General features: G+C 70.8%; 20 protein-coding genes and 1 pseudogene. 19 read left to right on the top strand and 2 right to left on the bottom strand.

Translation table 11 applies throughout. The annotated features are described in order from the left end of the window. Window positions 1-58 precede the first annotated feature (58 nt). The 5 genes and pseudogenes from ACIBAF_RS21410 to ACIBAF_RS21390 form a co-directional block, all read left to right on the top strand. A pseudogene (locus ACIBAF_RS21410) lies at window positions 59-184 on the top strand (hypothetical protein); the annotation flags it as partial. A 264-nt stretch (window positions 185-448) separates the two neighbouring features. Continuing rightward, a complete protein-coding gene (locus ACIBAF_RS21405; protein ID WP_399464820.1) occupies window positions 449-871 on the top strand; it encodes a hypothetical protein in 423 nt (140 codons plus the stop codon). After that, window positions 868-1,377, top strand: coding sequence for a hypothetical protein (locus ACIBAF_RS21400; RefSeq protein ID WP_399464819.1), 510 nt, complete (start codon window positions 868-870; stop codon window positions 1,375-1,377). Before ACIBAF_RS21405 ends, ACIBAF_RS21400 begins: the two co-directional genes overlap by 4 nt. 230 nt (window positions 1,378-1,607) lie before the next feature. Next, on the top strand, window positions 1,608-2,297 hold the full coding sequence (locus ACIBAF_RS21395; protein ID WP_399464818.1) for a hypothetical protein: 690 nt from the start codon (window positions 1,608-1,610) through the stop codon (window positions 2,295-2,297). Between the two features lie 312 nt (window positions 2,298-2,609). Next, on the top strand, window positions 2,610-3,014 hold the full coding sequence (locus ACIBAF_RS21390) for a hypothetical protein (RefSeq protein WP_399464817.1): 405 nt from the start codon (window positions 2,610-2,612) through the stop codon (window positions 3,012-3,014). A gap of 12 nt (window positions 3,015-3,026) precedes the next feature. On the opposite strand, the gene ACIBAF_RS21385 is transcribed toward ACIBAF_RS21390, so the two are convergent. Further along, window positions 3,027-3,425, bottom strand: coding sequence for a hypothetical protein (locus ACIBAF_RS21385; RefSeq protein WP_399464816.1), 399 nt, complete (start codon window positions 3,423-3,425; stop codon window positions 3,027-3,029). 70 nt (window positions 3,426-3,495) lie between these two features. On the opposite strand from ACIBAF_RS21385, the gene ACIBAF_RS21380 reads away from it, so the two are divergent. The 14 genes from ACIBAF_RS21380 to ACIBAF_RS21315 all read left to right on the top strand — a co-directional run bounded on the left by ACIBAF_RS21380 (window position 3,496) and on the right by ACIBAF_RS21315 (window position 13,904). Then, the gene (locus tag ACIBAF_RS21380) at window positions 3,496-4,284 is read left to right on the top strand and encodes a hypothetical protein (protein WP_399464815.1); all 789 of its coding nucleotides are present in this window, start codon (window positions 3,496-3,498) and stop codon (window positions 4,282-4,284) included. A gap of 30 nt (window positions 4,285-4,314) precedes the next feature. Continuing rightward, window positions 4,315-4,854 carry a hypothetical protein gene (locus ACIBAF_RS21375; RefSeq protein WP_399464814.1) on the top strand — a complete coding sequence of 180 codons (540 nt, stop codon included), beginning with the start codon at window positions 4,315-4,317 and terminating at the stop codon, window positions 4,852-4,854. Window positions 4,855-4,950: 96 nt separating this feature from the next. Further along, window positions 4,951-5,949, top strand: a complete 999-nt coding sequence (locus ACIBAF_RS21370) for a hypothetical protein (RefSeq protein WP_399464813.1) — start codon at window positions 4,951-4,953, stop codon at window positions 5,947-5,949. Between the two features lie 2 nt (window positions 5,950-5,951). After that, entirely contained in the window at window positions 5,952-6,683 is a 732-nt protein-coding gene (locus ACIBAF_RS21365) for a hypothetical protein (RefSeq protein ID WP_399464811.1), read from the top strand. Next, on the top strand, window positions 6,680-7,216 hold the full coding sequence (locus ACIBAF_RS21360; protein ID WP_399464810.1) for a hypothetical protein: 537 nt from the start codon (window positions 6,680-6,682) through the stop codon (window positions 7,214-7,216). Before ACIBAF_RS21365 ends, ACIBAF_RS21360 begins: the two co-directional genes overlap by 4 nt. Before the next feature lie 124 nt (window positions 7,217-7,340). Continuing rightward, window positions 7,341-7,856 carry a hypothetical protein gene (locus tag ACIBAF_RS21355; RefSeq protein WP_399464981.1) on the top strand — a complete coding sequence of 172 codons (516 nt, stop codon included), beginning with the start codon at window positions 7,341-7,343 and terminating at the stop codon, window positions 7,854-7,856. Window positions 7,857-7,910: 54 nt separating this feature from the next. Then, a complete protein-coding gene (locus ACIBAF_RS21350; RefSeq protein ID WP_399464980.1) occupies window positions 7,911-8,663 on the top strand; it encodes a glycosyltransferase family 2 protein in 753 nt (250 codons plus the stop codon). After that, the gene (locus tag ACIBAF_RS21345) at window positions 8,663-9,196 is read left to right on the top strand and encodes a hypothetical protein (protein WP_399464808.1); all 534 of its coding nucleotides are present in this window, start codon (window positions 8,663-8,665) and stop codon (window positions 9,194-9,196) included. The genes ACIBAF_RS21350 and ACIBAF_RS21345 overlap by 1 nt, the downstream gene beginning before the upstream one ends. A 448-nt stretch (window positions 9,197-9,644) precedes the next feature. Further along, a complete protein-coding gene (locus ACIBAF_RS21340; protein WP_399464806.1) occupies window positions 9,645-9,986 on the top strand; it encodes a hypothetical protein in 342 nt (113 codons plus the stop codon). A gap of 88 nt (window positions 9,987-10,074) precedes the next feature. Beyond that, the gene (locus ACIBAF_RS21335) at window positions 10,075-11,172 is read left to right on the top strand and encodes a hypothetical protein (RefSeq protein WP_399464805.1); all 1,098 of its coding nucleotides are present in this window, start codon (window positions 10,075-10,077) and stop codon (window positions 11,170-11,172) included. Window positions 11,173-11,224: 52 nt separating this feature from the next. Beyond that, the gene (locus ACIBAF_RS21330) at window positions 11,225-11,725 is read left to right on the top strand and encodes a hypothetical protein (RefSeq protein WP_399464804.1); all 501 of its coding nucleotides are present in this window, start codon (window positions 11,225-11,227) and stop codon (window positions 11,723-11,725) included. 102 nt (window positions 11,726-11,827) lie between these two features. After that, complete coding sequence (locus ACIBAF_RS21325; RefSeq protein ID WP_399464803.1) at window positions 11,828-12,265, top strand: hypothetical protein; 438 nt, start codon at window positions 11,828-11,830, stop codon at window positions 12,263-12,265. Next, window positions 12,262-13,041 (top strand): hypothetical protein, encoded by a 780-nt coding sequence (locus ACIBAF_RS21320; RefSeq protein ID WP_399464802.1) that lies wholly within the window; start codon window positions 12,262-12,264, stop codon window positions 13,039-13,041. The genes ACIBAF_RS21325 and ACIBAF_RS21320 overlap by 4 nt, the downstream gene beginning before the upstream one ends. Continuing rightward, window positions 13,038-13,904: a relaxase/mobilization nuclease gene (locus tag ACIBAF_RS21315; protein WP_399464801.1), complete on the top strand. Its 867-nt coding sequence runs from the start codon at window positions 13,038-13,040 to the stop codon at window positions 13,902-13,904. The genes ACIBAF_RS21320 and ACIBAF_RS21315 overlap by 4 nt, the downstream gene beginning before the upstream one ends. Here the strand turns inward: ACIBAF_RS21315 and ACIBAF_RS21310 are convergent. Further along, window positions 13,896-14,132 carry a hypothetical protein gene (locus ACIBAF_RS21310; RefSeq protein ID WP_399464800.1) on the bottom strand — a complete coding sequence of 79 codons (237 nt, stop codon included), beginning with the start codon at window positions 14,130-14,132 and terminating at the stop codon, window positions 13,896-13,898. The genes ACIBAF_RS21315 and ACIBAF_RS21310 overlap by 9 nt on opposite strands. Window positions 14,133-14,189: the final 57 nt, after the last annotated feature.

Below are 14,189 nucleotides of genomic sequence, written 5' to 3'. Positions count from 1 at the left end.
ACTCCCGCGAGTTCCGGCCGCCGCCCACCCAACACGATCAATCAGTTAGGAGCACACCATCCAGTTCCATCCGACCATCCTGCTCTTCCCCGCACTCGACGAGGACGACCTCAACACCCTCGCCGACGACATCAAGGAGCAGGGCCTGCTGTACCCGGTCGTGCTGGACCGCAGCGGCCGAGTCATCGACGGACGCAACCGTCTGAAGGCATGCGAGATCGCCGGCGTCGAACCCGCGTACACCACATACGACGGTGACGACCCCGACCGCTACGCCCTGTCGGCAAACGTCCACCGACGCAATCTGACCAAGGGCCAGATTGCGATGATCACAGCCAAAGCCTGTTCACTGAGTGAACAGAGCGGCCGTTCACCGAGTGAACAGTCCTCCCGTTCACTGAGTGAACAGCTGGGAATCTCGCTGGGCACCGTAGGCAAGGCGAATGTCGTGCTCCAGCACGCGCCCGACCTCGTGGACCCGGTCATCAGCGGCGCCACCGGGCTGAACGAGGCGTACGCCGTCGCACAGGAGAACAAGGCCAAGGCCAACAGCGCCGAGGTCCAGCTCGCCCGGCTGCGGGAGGAGGATCCCGAGCTGGCCGACCGGGTCGTCGAGGGCGACCTGACCCTGGCCGGCGCGTGGGCCGAGCGCACCGAACGCGTTGAGGAGGACAAGCGGCAGCGCCGGGTGGCCACCCGGCTGCTGGACGAGGTCGTGCCGCCGCTCGCCCAGGCCCGCGGGACCCGGACGTTCAGCCGCTACGACCCCGAGTACGCCAGCGGAACACCCATCACCCGCGAAACCATCGCCCACGCCATGACGGCGCTGACCGAGATGGACCAGGTCTGGCAGGAGCGTGACCTGCCGTGACGACCACCGCCGAGATGCGCCTGCGGCACATCGTTGAGCAGACCGCGCTCAAGCTCACCGACGCCGACGGCCGTTTCCACAAGCGCCAGCTCACCGACGCGGTACGCGAGCAGATCGCGCGCGAGGACCTCGACCCGCACGTCAAAGCCGCCGCCCTGGACAAACTTGCCCAGAGCCTCGTCACCGGGTTCGGCGAACAGCGCAACCCCCGTCGCCACAGCCGAACCGGCCGCTTCTTCCACCCCGAGTACGTATTCAAGCTGGGCAACGGCGTCTGGGTCTGGATGAACCGCGCCACCGACTCCGACGTCGTGCAATGGCGCCGGCTGTCGAGGAATAACCGGACGCGCGTCGACCAGGCGGACAACGAGATACAGGACTACGCGGACGAAGTCCTCGACGCCTTCCGCGCCCATCGCGACGTCGTCTACCTCGGAGACCTGGAACGCGTGGTCTTCGGCTGGACCGAAGACGACGCCGACCAGGGCGACTTGTTTGGATCGTGACTCCCACGAACTGCGGGCCTGGGCGTCCCGCCTGGCCAGCAGCGAACCCACGACCCCACCGGCAAGACGTCCGTGGACTGCCGTCTCCCGCCCTCACCCATCCGACGGCTTGACGAGGGTTGGCCCGATGACGGCCCGCCTCGCCGTTCGCAAGGTGCGCCGTGCTGTACCTCGGCACTCCCTCGGGACCTGAGGTGCGGGCAGCGATGAGCGCCGGACGGATGCGCTGCATGACGACTCCGGCACAAGGCAGCCGCATCCCGGACGGCGCCCTGTATGCCTGCGACAACTCGAAGTTCGGCAGCGACGGCAAGGGCCGCTACTGGCCAGGCACCGATGCGTGGTTCGCCTGGCTGAGCCGGACCGTTGAGCGGTACGGGCTGGACCGCTGCCTGTGGGCGCTCGCCCCGGACCAGCCCTTCGACGCTGCCGGCACCCTCGCGGAGTCCCTGCCGTGGCTGGCCCGTATCCGCGAGCTGGGCGTCCCGGCGGCCTATGCGGCCCAAGACGGCTGCGATGCACCCGGGTTGCTGCCGTGGGACGCGTTCGACGTTCTGTTCCTGGCCGGATCAACCCAGTGGAAGCTCGGCCCTATCGCCGAGCGGCTGGCTCGCGAGGCGAAAGCCCGCGGCAAGAACGTGCACATGGGTCGCGTCAATTCCCGGATGCGCCTGGGCATCGCCGAGTGGTTCGGCTGCGACACCGCCGACGGCACCTACCTCGCGTACGGGCCCGACAAGAACCTGCCCCGGCTCCTGAGATGGCTCGACGAACTCGACGGCCGCCCCTCCCTGGTCGGCGGCACGGAAGCTTTCGGCCCGCCTGGTTCAGTGCCGGCAACTCCATCCCCGCCCACGGTGGCAAGCAATGCCGCCCCCGCAATGCCGATTCCACGAGGTCCACGTGCCCGAACCCGCTGAACAGTCCCTGCCACACCGGTTGCAGCAGTTGTCACGTGCAGCGCTTCCTCGACGGGCGACGCCGCCCTCCTCGCACACCTCAGAACTCCGCATCCCGCACGACGCCACGCCCCTGACAGCTCCACCCCCGGGACGATCGCCGTCCCCACTGCCAGACAGGAGACCGCACTGCAGCACCCCGACTTCGAGCTGTACGACAACGCAGGCCGGACCGCCGAACAGATCCACGCCTACCACACACGGTCCGCCACCACCGACGACCTGTACCGCTGGGCGAAGCGAGACGCTGAAGGCTTCCGCACCCAACACCCGTTGCCCAACGAGCCGTTGCCCGTGCCGGACCTGGACCCGTACCTGACGGCGCTGGCCGCAGCCACGACTCCCGCCGAGTTCAGCACGGTCACCAACGCCCTGCTGGACGCCGCCGAACCCCTCCTCAACACGGTCGTCGACTACCTGGCCGCCGCCGCGCAATGGCGCCGACAGAACCGCGGCGCCTCCCCCGGCTCCCCGCCCAAGCTGCTCAGGGATGCCGCCAGCCGGATCAAGACCGCCGTGGCCATGGCCGCCGACGCCGACCTGCAGATCCTGCGCGCCCACTACGACCCGCCCCCGGACATCGACGCGCTCACCCAGCAGGCTCGCGCAGCCCACGACACGCCTCCGGCTCCACCGCCGCCCAGGCAGCAGCCAGGTCCGGGACGGCCACGGCGTTGACCCGAACCACCATCACCGACCGCTGCTGAAACCGGAGAAACCCGCCTGCCACCCCAGCCCGACACCTCTGCCAGCCGGTACTCCGCCGCCCAGGCCGTACGTGATCTCACCGACCAGCTGAACGCAGCCCGCTCCTACGACGAAGCCGCCCAGCTCCTCCACCAGGTCCTGGAGCCCACCGAGGGACTCCTCCACGATCTCGAAGGCTTCTTCGAAGCGGCAGCCAAGACGGCCAAGGCATCCGAACGCCAGGACGGCTTCCACCTCTACCACGCCCTCCAGAGCGCCGCACTCACACTGCGCAGGCTCGGCGAAGACCTGCACGTCGCTGCCGAACGCATGCAGGCCCTCGCCCTCCCACAGCGCCGAAGCTGGCAGGAAGCCGTGGCCGACTACTACGCCACGGCCCACATCGCCCCCGCTCTGCCGCCGCCGTCTGCACGTCCCGCCGGCCACGCCCCCTGAAAACCACCGAGAGCCCATGCCTCAACCCCGCACCGACCTGCCCACCTTCGCCACCACACTCGCCCAGCACCTGCCTGGGCAGTGGTATCGCAAGTACGAAGGCTTCCCCGCTCCCCAAGACCACCGGCCGGTCGCCGACCGGGTCTGGGACTGCGGTACCACCCACTCGGCGCTCCTCGACTTCCCCAATGCGCCCGTCGCACTCCTCCACGGGCCGGACGACGAACAGCTCTGCGTCACCGAACGCCCCCGTTTCCCCCACCAGTACCTGGTCGCCCCACTCGAGCCCGAGGGGTTCAAGCCGCACCACTTCCGCTACGTGGACGAGCCGAACGGCATCGCCGTGCCCAACGACCCAGTCCGTGCCGCCGCCGCGGTCGCACGCCGCGTGCTGCCCCGCTACCACCGGGCCGTGGACGCGGTCCACCACAACGCCCGCGTCCAGCCCGAGCCGCCGCACCGTCCCGCCGCACCAGAGGTCACCGAGACCCTCACGCTGGTGTGGTACTCGGACGGCGTGGTGGGCGCACCGTATAGGTCGGTGCCCGAAGACGCCCGCATGGTGCTGTACGGCTGCCGTTTCCAGTACAGCCCGCACGAGGCTGCCTTCGTCCTGCCCGCGTCCTACAGCAGCAGCGACCGCGCCCTGCTCATCCAGAGCGCCGTCCAGCTGCTCACCGCCCAGGGCATTGGCGTCAACTTCCGCCACGCCACCCCCGCCTCCGCAGGCCCACCGACCCGCCCGCCCACAGCAGCGCCCGCCACGCAGCCAACAGCGGGCACGCCGTCCTCAGCACGACGGTAGACGCCCCCGCACATCCTGGAGTTGCCTCTGGTGTCTGATCTCGACCAGCGGATGCTGCTGCACGACATGGCCGACCGGATCAACACCGTTGCCGACCACCTCCCGCTCACCGACCAGATCCAACCGGACCCGGCCCTGAGCGAGATCCTGGACGACGAAGTCCGCCATCTGGCCCGCCTTCTGGGCTACCTGGCCGGGGAGAGCGCCTTCCGCCACCGGGCCGCCACCCGCTACCCCCACCAGCCCACAGCCACCGACCGCCGCACCACCCTCGCGCTCGCCCGGGCGGCCGAGCCCACTGGTGCCGCGCTCGCCGCCCTCGGCGCCGCAGTCCACCAGCTTGGCCTCCTGGCCCACCTCGCCCACCTCGCCCACCAGCAGCCCGGCCCCGCCCGCGACCGGTCGATCGCCGCCACGCACCAGCACCTCGTGGACCGCCTCGGCGACGCCCGTACGCACCTCGCCCACGCCGCGAAGCAGCTGCGCGCTACCGCGGACACCCAGGTGACACCCGCCGCGACCGTGCCGCGACCACCCGCAGCTTCCGCTGCCGCATCGCGTAACCGCTGACCCACCCGCATTCTTCGGAGAACCGTCATTCCCCTGCACACTTCCGCCCGCCGTTCCGCTCTCCTGCTCACCGCCGCCGCGTCCGTCGCGCTGACCGTGTCCGCCTGCGGCGCCCCCGGTGGCACCGACAACGGCGCCACGGCTCGGGTCACACGCACCGCTTCCCCCGAGCCGACCGCCGAGCCGGCGCTGACGAAGAAGGAAGCCCTCGCCCAGATCGCCCACTACTCCAAGATCAACAACGAGGCCAACGCGCACAACAACCGCAAGCTCCTCGACACCATCGAGGACGGCCCGCTGTACGCGATGTCGGTCGCGGACTACAAGCACGACGAGGGCCTGCCCAAGGCCGACCGCGAGAAGTACAAGCCGTGGTCGTACAACCTTGCCTCCACCGACGTCTACATCCCCCGCTTCACCACCGGACAGCCCAAGTGGTTCGCCGCCGTCACCTACAGCGGCAAGAACAACAAGTACGCCCGCGTCCTGATCATGGCCGAGCAGGCCAAGACGCAGCGGTGGGCGATGGTCGCCGCCGTCGACCTCGACGACAAGAAGCAGGTCCCGAAGATCGCTCTCGACGCGGACGGCTACGCCACCGCGGTCGACGCCACCTCCACCAAGAACGTGGCCGCCCCGGTCGACGTCCTGCGTGACGCTGTCCTGGACAACTTCGCCACCGGAGGCGACCTGACCGGCAAGAAGGTCTTCACCACGACGAAGACGTCCACCCGGCAGATCAAGGTGCACGACGACACGATCCACAAGTTCGGCAGCCGCGGCACCACCCAGTTCTCCGCCGCCGCCACCGAGTTCACTGGCAGCTACGCTCTCAGGACCGCCGACGGTGGAGCCCTGGTCGTCTTCGCGCACACGCACACCCAGCGCGATGCTGTCGCCCATTCCGGGCTGCAGATCGTTCCGGGGAAGGACGACCGGGCCTGGCTGGGGGACAAGCCGAGTCCGTACTTCACCTACACCTTCACTTGCTCCGACGTCGCCAGTGTCCCGACGACGCCGGACAAGTCGAAGCTGATCGGCTACACCTGCCGCCGCACCGATGCCGAGGGCCTGTCCACTTCCTCGGCAGCGTGAGCATGAGCCACGCGCATCAGCAACCGCTCCCGCCCGTGTCAGGCTTCGCCGCCTCGCTCGCCGAGCACCTGCCCGGCCGCTGGCAGGCTGGAGAACCCACCAGCCTCGTGGCGCAGGAGGCCGGCAGCCACCGGATCTGGCACAGCGGCCCGCTGGCGTACGCCGCTTTCGACGCGGCCGATGTCCAGCGGTGCGTGCTCACCTCCCCGTACGGCCTGCAGCTGTACGTCCTGCCCCGGCCGCACCGAGCCGAGCAGTTCCTCGTGCTGCCGCTGCTGCCCGCTGGCTGCCAGCAGGAGCACGTGATGGGCCTGCCCGGTCCCCGCGGCATCGCGGTATCGGCCGATCCCGTCCGGGCTGCGGCGGCGGTGCACCGGCGGATGCTGCTGGAGTACCGCTTCGCCTCGCTGCCCGCACTGCGTGCGGGCAGCCCGGGCCACCTTCAGGTGCAGGTCACCTTCGATGCCGAGCGCAGTCCGCGCATTCGCACCACTTACATCCGTGCTCTGATCGAGCTGCTCGCGCGGGGCGGCTTCCTGCTCGATGCCGCCACGGGCGAATGCCATCTGCCGGACACCCTCACCGAGGCGCAGACCCGCCGCCAGCTCATCAAGAGCCTTGAACGCCTCCGGCACCTGGGCTTCCACGTATCCGTACGGTCCAGCCTCGCCCTCGGCGCCCCCTCGACCGAGCCCGTCCCGGCGGCGAATCTGCCGAAGGGACCGAGCCGATGAGCCGTCCCCACGCCGACTTCGTGTCCGCACGCCTGTGTCTGTGGCAGCGCCGTGTAAAGGAGACTGCGGGGCTTGTGGTCCTGCCGGAGGCGGGCACTGCCCAGGCGGACTTGGTGCCCGTGCTCGACCAGCTCGTCGCCGTGCACAACCTGACGTCCGGTCTCGTCTCCGACCTGCGCCAGACTGCCGAGAGTTCCCTCGCCGGCACCGACGTCGGATGTCAGTACCTGTCCCGTCTGGCCGCCGCGCTTGCGCACAGCAGCCGCGCCGCCACGCACCTTGGCACGGCCGTGACCGGTCTTGCCGACGCCCACCGGCTCACCTCCCACGCCAGGGGAGACGAACCTGTGGAGAACCGGCTGAACGCGACACTCGGCCACGCCGCCGCCCTGCGCAGCCTCAACCGGGCCCTGCACGCCGTCACCACACCCGACGCCCCCCGGGCTGGCGCGGTACCCCTGCCAGTGCTGGCAGCAGAGCACGGCCGCGCCCCCGACACCGGTGGTCCGCACCCTACCCGTCGGCGTCCCTGAGTCTCAGCGAACACCCCGCCGCATCCGCCCGTGCCCACTGGGAGACCCGCCTTTGTCGACCCGCTCTTTCGTCGCCCGCCCCACCGGCCTGGGCTACAGCGGCATCTACGTCCATCTCGACGGCGTGCCGAGCCACCACCTGCCCCTGCTCCTGACCGCGTTCCAGCACCGCTTCCGCCGCGACCTGGAAGCCATGTCCCGGTTTCTCGCGGACGATGTCGCCGTCGGCTGGGAGGAGCTGGGCACCGATCTCCTCGACGGCGCCCCGCCCGCGCTCGTCGCCGCGCTGACCGGCGGCGAACACTGGCCCAGCCGCACCCTGGACAACCTGATCACCCCGGACGGCTCCCCGCCGGTACGGATGACGGTCACCGATGCGACCGCCATCGAGCAGGACCTGCAGTGGGGCTACATCCTGCGCCCGCACGGGATCGGAGTGATCAGCCTGCTCCACGAGGACGCAGGCCCGGTCGTGGACTGGAACACCGACCCGCGCACTGTCTTCAGCGACAGCCCCGCCCACTGGTCCTCCACCGCACACGCCCCCGTCCTCACTCCCCTGCGCGCCGCCCCGCCCCAGGCCACCCCCACCACGCGCCCAGCGATCGGCTCCCCGGCCCGCCCCGCCGCTCGCCGCTAAACGCTCCTCGCCCGCCTTCCCGGAGGAATTGCCCTGCCCACTCCCGCATCGCCCCTGATCACGGTCGTCATCGCCACCCGCCTGCGCGAGGACCGGCTCGGCTACCTGGAAGCCATGCACGCCAGCCTCACCCGGCAGAGCGTGCCCTGGGAAGCCGTGATCGCCATCGACGGCGCCGACCCCAAGCTTCTGCCCGCGCCGCTCGCGAGTGACCCGCGTGTCCGCACCCTCGTGCTGCCCCGCCCGGTCGGCGCGGCCTGCGCCCGCAACCTCGCCCTGAACGACGTCCGCACCCCCTACGTCAACTGGGCCGATGACGATGACGAGTTCACCGACGACGCCATGGCCGTACGGCTGCACACCCTGGAAGCGACCGGGGTGGGCTGGTGTGCCGGATACAGCCAGGACCTCCACCCGGACGGAACGACAACGCTGTGGCGCTGCCCGACGCCGCCCGGCCGGCACGAGGCCGGCGACGTGTGGACGTACTGGAAGTCCCCGTCCGACACCATCCCCATCGGGCCGACCACCCTCCTGGCCCGCACCGACCTCGTGCGTGCGGCGCCGATGGGCGGCCTGGTCCAGGGCGAGGACTACATGGCCGCCGTCGGCGTCACCAGCCTCGCCCCCGGGATCCTGCTGCGCCTGCCGGTCTACCGGTACCGCAAACACCCCGGCCAGATGACTCACCAGGACGTCTATGACGTCCTGGAGCCGCAGGCTCGGCGGCATGCGTGGAACTACGGACGCAGCCTGCGAGCCGCCCTCTGCGCCCCAGAGACAAGCAGTGTGGCCGGGGTTGTCTGATGTCGTCCTCCGTCACCCCGGCCACGCTCGATTACCTGGCCCGGCGTCTGGACGAGCTGGCCGCCCAATTCCCCACCAGCCCCGACACCGTCGACCTGGTCACGCTCACCGACGACATCGGCGTGCTGGCCCACCATCTGCAGCACGCCATCGAACGCGCGCAGGAACGGTTCACCACACCGCAGACGGTCTACCCGCCCGAACGCGCCGCCCTGACCCGGCTCGCCCGGGCCGCCGCAGGTATCGCCCGAGCTCTGGACACACTCGCCGAGGCCCTGACCTACGCCACGACCGGCTTCCAGCGCGAGGCCGTGGAGGACCTCGCCCACTCGCCTCTGCGTAACGACCCTGAGGTCCTGCGGATCATGACGGCCGAGAAATACGTCGCGGCCCGCGCCCGTCTGCGGCACACCGCCGCCGCCCTGCGCGCGCCCTCCACACCGGCACCGGCTGGGCCGTCCACACCGCGAACGACCGGCCTGCGAACCCAGCCGGCTGCCGTCCCGCAGACACGGCAGCAGAACCGCCACTGACCGATAAGGATCCCTCTCTGTCCGACCACTTCCACTTCCGCGCCCATCCCGAACACGGCTTCGTCGCCTCCGCCGACGCGAACTTCACCCCCCACCTCGCCGAATGGTTCCTCCTCCGCGAGCAGTTCGAGCCCATCCCCTTCTCTCCTGGCCTGTACCGGCTCACCGAGCCAGAACGCGACGGGCTGCGCCGTACCCGCCAAGCCGTCCACGACCTGCGCAGCCTCGGCTACCGCGTGCGGGACGACAGCGCGCTCGACCCCGCCCGTGCATCGGCTCCTGCCCGGCCGACGACCAGCAACAGCCTGGCTGAACGGCGCTCCCGCATCGCGCAGGCCGCCACCGTTCGCCCCTCCCGCATCTCCGCCTTGGCCAACACCGCGCCGGCGGCACCGCCTGCCGCCGCCAGCCACGCCCCGACTGCCGGTCAAGGACGGAGCCGGTGAACATGACCAGCGAGCCGATCCGCATCACCCGGGGCGAAGGCGGCGAGGTCGAAGTCGAAGGACCGTACGACGCGTTCGCCGCGAGCATCCTGGCCCGCGCCGGATTCGAGACCTATCCGACGCTGCGCGGGCAGTGGATCCGGCTGCCCTTCGACCTCGGGCGCACCTGGGAGAACGAACACGCCAGCTGGGCCGCCGAGATGCTGGTGGCCGCCCGCTACTCGGTTCACCTCGACCCCGACCTGCGCGTTTCGCGCCCCGGCCAGTCCACCCCGTCCGCCCCGACGCACCGGCCGGCGATGACCGCACAGGCACCGCCGGCAGGACGCCGGACACGCCACTGACCGCAACCGCCAGGAGCAACCGATCCCCAACCCGCCCACTCCCACCGCGAGCGAACTGGCCTGGAAAGCACGGGACTTCCGAATTCGCATGATTCGCATCGGCCGTGAGGTCGAGACCGCGCTCGATGCCACCCGGGACCGCCACGGGCAGACCGTCCACCACAACGCCGAAGCAGCAGCCCGCGCCCACCGCGACCAGGCAGCCCTCCAGGCATACGCCACCTACCTGGTCCCGCACGCAGGCGAACTGCTCGCCGCGGCCCGCCGCGCCCTCGACGCGCTGCCGCCCGCCCGCCACACCGCCGCATGGCGGATCCTGCTCGACAGCCTCGCCGCCTCCCACAGCGAGATCGCGAAGGTCCTCGACCAGCCTGCCGAACCCGGCTCTACCGCCGAGCGCGCGCAGCACACGGCCGTGTGGCCGCACCTCGCCTTCTGGGCGGACCACAGCTATCTCGCCACCGAACTCGCCGACCAGCACCAGCAGCGCGAAATCCCGCTGACCGACGAGGAACAGCAGATGTGGACCGATATGGCCCACGCGGCGCAGCGGCGGGGCGAGCTGGATCTGATCGAGTCGTGGTACGCCGCCGACGGCCGACTCATCACCATCGCCCACCTGATCGAGGATGACACCTCGACCGTGATCGCACTGTCCGGCGATCCGGATGCGCCGGGCTGGCAGGTGATCGGGCACTACGCCAACGAATACATCGCCGGGCAGGCACTGCCGTCCGCGGTCCCGCCCGGCGTGCTACGGCCGGACGTCTCCCGATTCAACCGCCCGGAGGCCGCGCCCGAGGTGTCCCTGCAGGAACTGATCCGGGACGTCACCGAAGCCCGAGCGGCAGGTGACGTTGCCGAGGTCCTGCTCACCGCCACCCAGCACGGCTACAACGCGGGCCCGCTGGTCCGACTCCAGGAACTCCTGGAGACCGCAGGCCAGTTCGCCCACGCCCTGGACACCGTGCGGGGCCAGCAGATCGCCGCCCGGCTCGCCGCCCTCGGCCGACACCTCGACTTCCTCACCCGCGAAGTGCACGAGACGGCCGAGGACCTCGGCGCGAGTGTCGCCGTCCTGCCGCCCCATCGCACTCCCAGGCCACAGGTCCGCCCGCGCCCGGCCCTGGACACAACGCCGCCAGCGCCTCCCGCCCGTGGCCCGTCGCCCGCGCGCCACCGCTAGAGCCACGACCCCAACCCGACTCCACATCCACCTACTTGAGGAGATCCAAACCATGGCAGTCCGTACGAGATGGACGATCGAGCATGCTCCTTGCGGCCATGAGGTCGTCCATGACCTGTCCGACCGCCCGGCCGACCGGCGGGCGGGGTTCGCCCGCTGGCTCGCTGGACGGGAATGCTCTGACTGCTGGAAGGCCGCCCGCGACGCCGACACCGAGTCCAAGGAGCAGTGGCTCGCGGCCAAGCGCGCCGAGGAACAGCAGGCCGCGGCCGAGTGGGCCGAGAAGTTCGACATGCCGCCGCTGGAAGGACCCGAGAGGGCGCTGGACTGGGGCGAGCGCTCCCGCCACCAGCTGATGAGCGCCGCGCACACCGCCCTTGTCGTCGAAGGCACCTGGGGCGAGGCGGACTGGGCGGTGCTGGAAGAGAAGGCCCGCACCATCACGAGGGCAGGCTGGTGGATCGACCAGCGGGACGCAGAGGGCTCTGACCTGGTCGAACTCCTCGACGCCGCCAGCGAGTCCGACCGCGGGACGGAGAACCCGTACCGCTGACGACGGCGGGAACATAGCCGACCATCGCCGGTTAGCCAAACCGGCGATCCTGCGGACCATTGATCCTCCCACCGCCACCCCGCACCGCGTGGAAGGACCTGCATGCTCCCGCCCTCTTGGACCCCTCCGCCGACTCCGGCCTTCACGCCGACGCCCGATCCGCTCACTCCCGCCCGGGACATCACCCACCGGCACTTCCACGCCGGCGACCAGGTCGTCGTCCTCAAGGGCGTGGCTGGCGGGGAACTGTGGGGAGACGCCATGCGCGTGGTCGCCTCCTCGTGGCACACCCCGACCGACGAGGACGGATGGCGGCTGCGCGACGCGACCGGCGGCCAGCAGTCGTACCTCACCGCCCACCCCCGCTACATGGTCCACCTGAAGCGCCGGTGCCCGGACTGCCTGATCTACCTTCGCGCCATGGAGGACTACCTCCTGCCGAAGTACGCCTCCCGCAACGAGCTGATCGACTGCGGCTGGTACACCACCACGGCCCTCGGCCAGCTCGTGCACGTCAACGACGCCCGGGACGGCCGGTGAGTCTTCCCGTCCGCCACCCCGGCCGAACCCTGGCCCTCGCGTACGCCCGCACCCGGGCCACCCTGACGCCGGCAGACGCACGCTGGCCCGCCCGTCTGGCAGCCGATCTGCGCGAACTCGACGCCGACTGGCGGGAATCGGCCGAGGTGTGCGCGGATGCCGCCTGGGCGGCCCGCGCTGCAGGACACAGCGCCCTTGGCCTGCTACTGCCCGAGCAGGTCACCGCCGCCGGCCCCGACCCGGTCACCGCCCGCACGTACCGGCACCTGTACCTGAGCGGCCTGCGCTACGACTTCCGATGCCCCAGTCTGCAGTCGCTCGTCGAGCGACTCCCCGCAGCCGCACGCGCGGGGCTGGACTGCTACAGCCGCGCCCTGTACGCCTTCGCGCTGCTGGGCCAGTCACGGCCCGAGGGCCTGGCCCTCTTGGACGAGGTCCTCGACCAGGCCGACGAGCACGCCAAGACCCTGCACGTGCTGCTGCACGGCCTGTGGCTCGGTCAGCACCTGCCCCAGCGCGCCGAGCGCATTCTCGACCTCGCCGCCCGGCCGCCGTTCGCCGCACGGACCGATCCGATCGTGCTCTTCAGAAAGGCCGGCGCGTTGCGTCAGCTCGGCCGGTACGAGGAGGGGCTTGCGGCGATCGACCGCGCGCTGGACCTGCTGCCGCCGGGTGATGTGTCGGTGCACGCGGATCTGGTGCGCGAGCGTTCCCTGATCGCCGCCGTCGGTGAGGTGTCGCTGTCCGCACGAACCAGCGGAGGCACACAGACGTGATCCCACGCCTCAACGAGCGCAGCATCTCCGCCCAGCACCCGCTCAGCCAGGCGCTGGACCGGAACGTTTCGGCGGAGGAGGGCCTGACCGAGCACACTGTCATCGCCTACTGGCCGGGCCTGGACTTTTACACCCTGGACGACGAGCAGGCGATCTGGACGTCCGCCCAGTGGGCCGAGCACCTCGACGACCCGCTGGTGGAGCACCCGTTCGCCGTCGGCCCGCGGGGCGATCGGCGGGCGATCTTCCACCTCGACGTCCGTCTCCACCCCGACGACCGTGATCTGACCGGTCCGGAGTGGGCTGAGGCCGCCCACCGCCTCGCCCGTGCCGCCGGGATCGAGATCCCCGGCGACGAAGGCGGCTGCCGCTGGATCGGCGTCCAGGCCCAACCCGGCCGCCTCGACCTGATCGCCAACCTGATCCGGCTCGACGGCACCTGGCAGCCGCAGCCCACCAGCCTGCTCCGACGGCTCTCGGATGAAGCCCGCCGCATCGAGAACGAGCTGCACCTCACCCCCGTACGCACAGCCCCTGAGCGCCAGGCCGTCGCCCGGCCCGTCCCGAGCGCGTCGACTCAGCTCGCGACGGTCCTGGCGCAGCTCACCGACGAGCAGTCCGGGCCGCTGGCCACCGTGCGCGGCCTCATCGAGCACACCGCCTATCGGGTCGCACGCCAGCCGGGTGCCGGCAGCCCCGGCACGGCGCACCGCCTGGAGCTGATCGCTCACCGGCTTTACGACATCCAGCAGGACCTCGACGCCACCACCGCCCACCTCGCGGCTCGCCCACCGGGCGCCGTCTCTCGGCACGGCATCGCCACCGCACCACCGGATGGGCGGCACACGCGACGATCACCGTAGTAGGCCCCCGCTCTTGCTGCGTGCCGTCCGCTTCCCGGGTTTCCGCCGAATCCCCACTCCGGTGAGGTCCTCGCTCGCGGCGCAGACCCCGAAGCCCACAGCATCCTGCAGCGCTGCGGCTTCGGGCCCGTCGTCCGCGTCCACGAGACCTGCCACCAACGCCGTGGCCCGGCTGTGGCCGTCGGCTATCACATCGACTGCGACGAGGCGTTCGATACCGACCAGCACCTGCCCCGCTCGGTGCCCAGGTCGCCCAGCTCGCCGATCGGCCCGCCCGCAGCACCT

This window comes from Streptomyces sp. NPDC051677 (genome assembly GCF_044453465.1).
Lineage (GTDB): Bacteria > Actinomycetota > Actinomycetes > Streptomycetales > Streptomycetaceae > Streptomyces.
This window is presented reverse-complemented; position numbering and strand designations above follow the sequence as displayed.

Bases quoted from the DNA above. Each gene is read 5' to 3' on its own strand.
- ACIBAF_RS21380 (WP_399464815.1), top strand. From the start codon at position 3,496: ATGCCTCAACCCCGCACCGACCTGCCCACCTTCGCCACCACACTCGCC.
- ACIBAF_RS21325 (WP_399464803.1), top strand. From the start codon at position 11,828: ATGCTCCCGCCCTCTTGGACCCCTCCGCCGACTCCGGCCTTCACGCCG.
- ACIBAF_RS21340 (WP_399464806.1), top strand. From the start codon at position 9,645: ATGACCAGCGAGCCGATCCGCATCACCCGGGGCGAAGGCGGCGAGGTC.
- ACIBAF_RS21335 (WP_399464805.1), top strand. From the start codon at position 10,075: ATGATTCGCATCGGCCGTGAGGTCGAGACCGCGCTCGATGCCACCCGG.
- ACIBAF_RS21395 (WP_399464818.1), top strand. From the start codon at position 1,608: ATGACGACTCCGGCACAAGGCAGCCGCATCCCGGACGGCGCCCTGTAT.
- ACIBAF_RS21365 (WP_399464811.1), top strand. From the start codon at position 5,952: ATGAGCCACGCGCATCAGCAACCGCTCCCGCCCGTGTCAGGCTTCGCC.
- ACIBAF_RS21360 (WP_399464810.1), top strand. From the start codon at position 6,680: ATGAGCCGTCCCCACGCCGACTTCGTGTCCGCACGCCTGTGTCTGTGG.
- ACIBAF_RS21345 (WP_399464808.1), top strand. From the start codon at position 8,663: ATGTCGTCCTCCGTCACCCCGGCCACGCTCGATTACCTGGCCCGGCGT.
- ACIBAF_RS21330 (WP_399464804.1), top strand. From the start codon at position 11,225: ATGGCAGTCCGTACGAGATGGACGATCGAGCATGCTCCTTGCGGCCAT.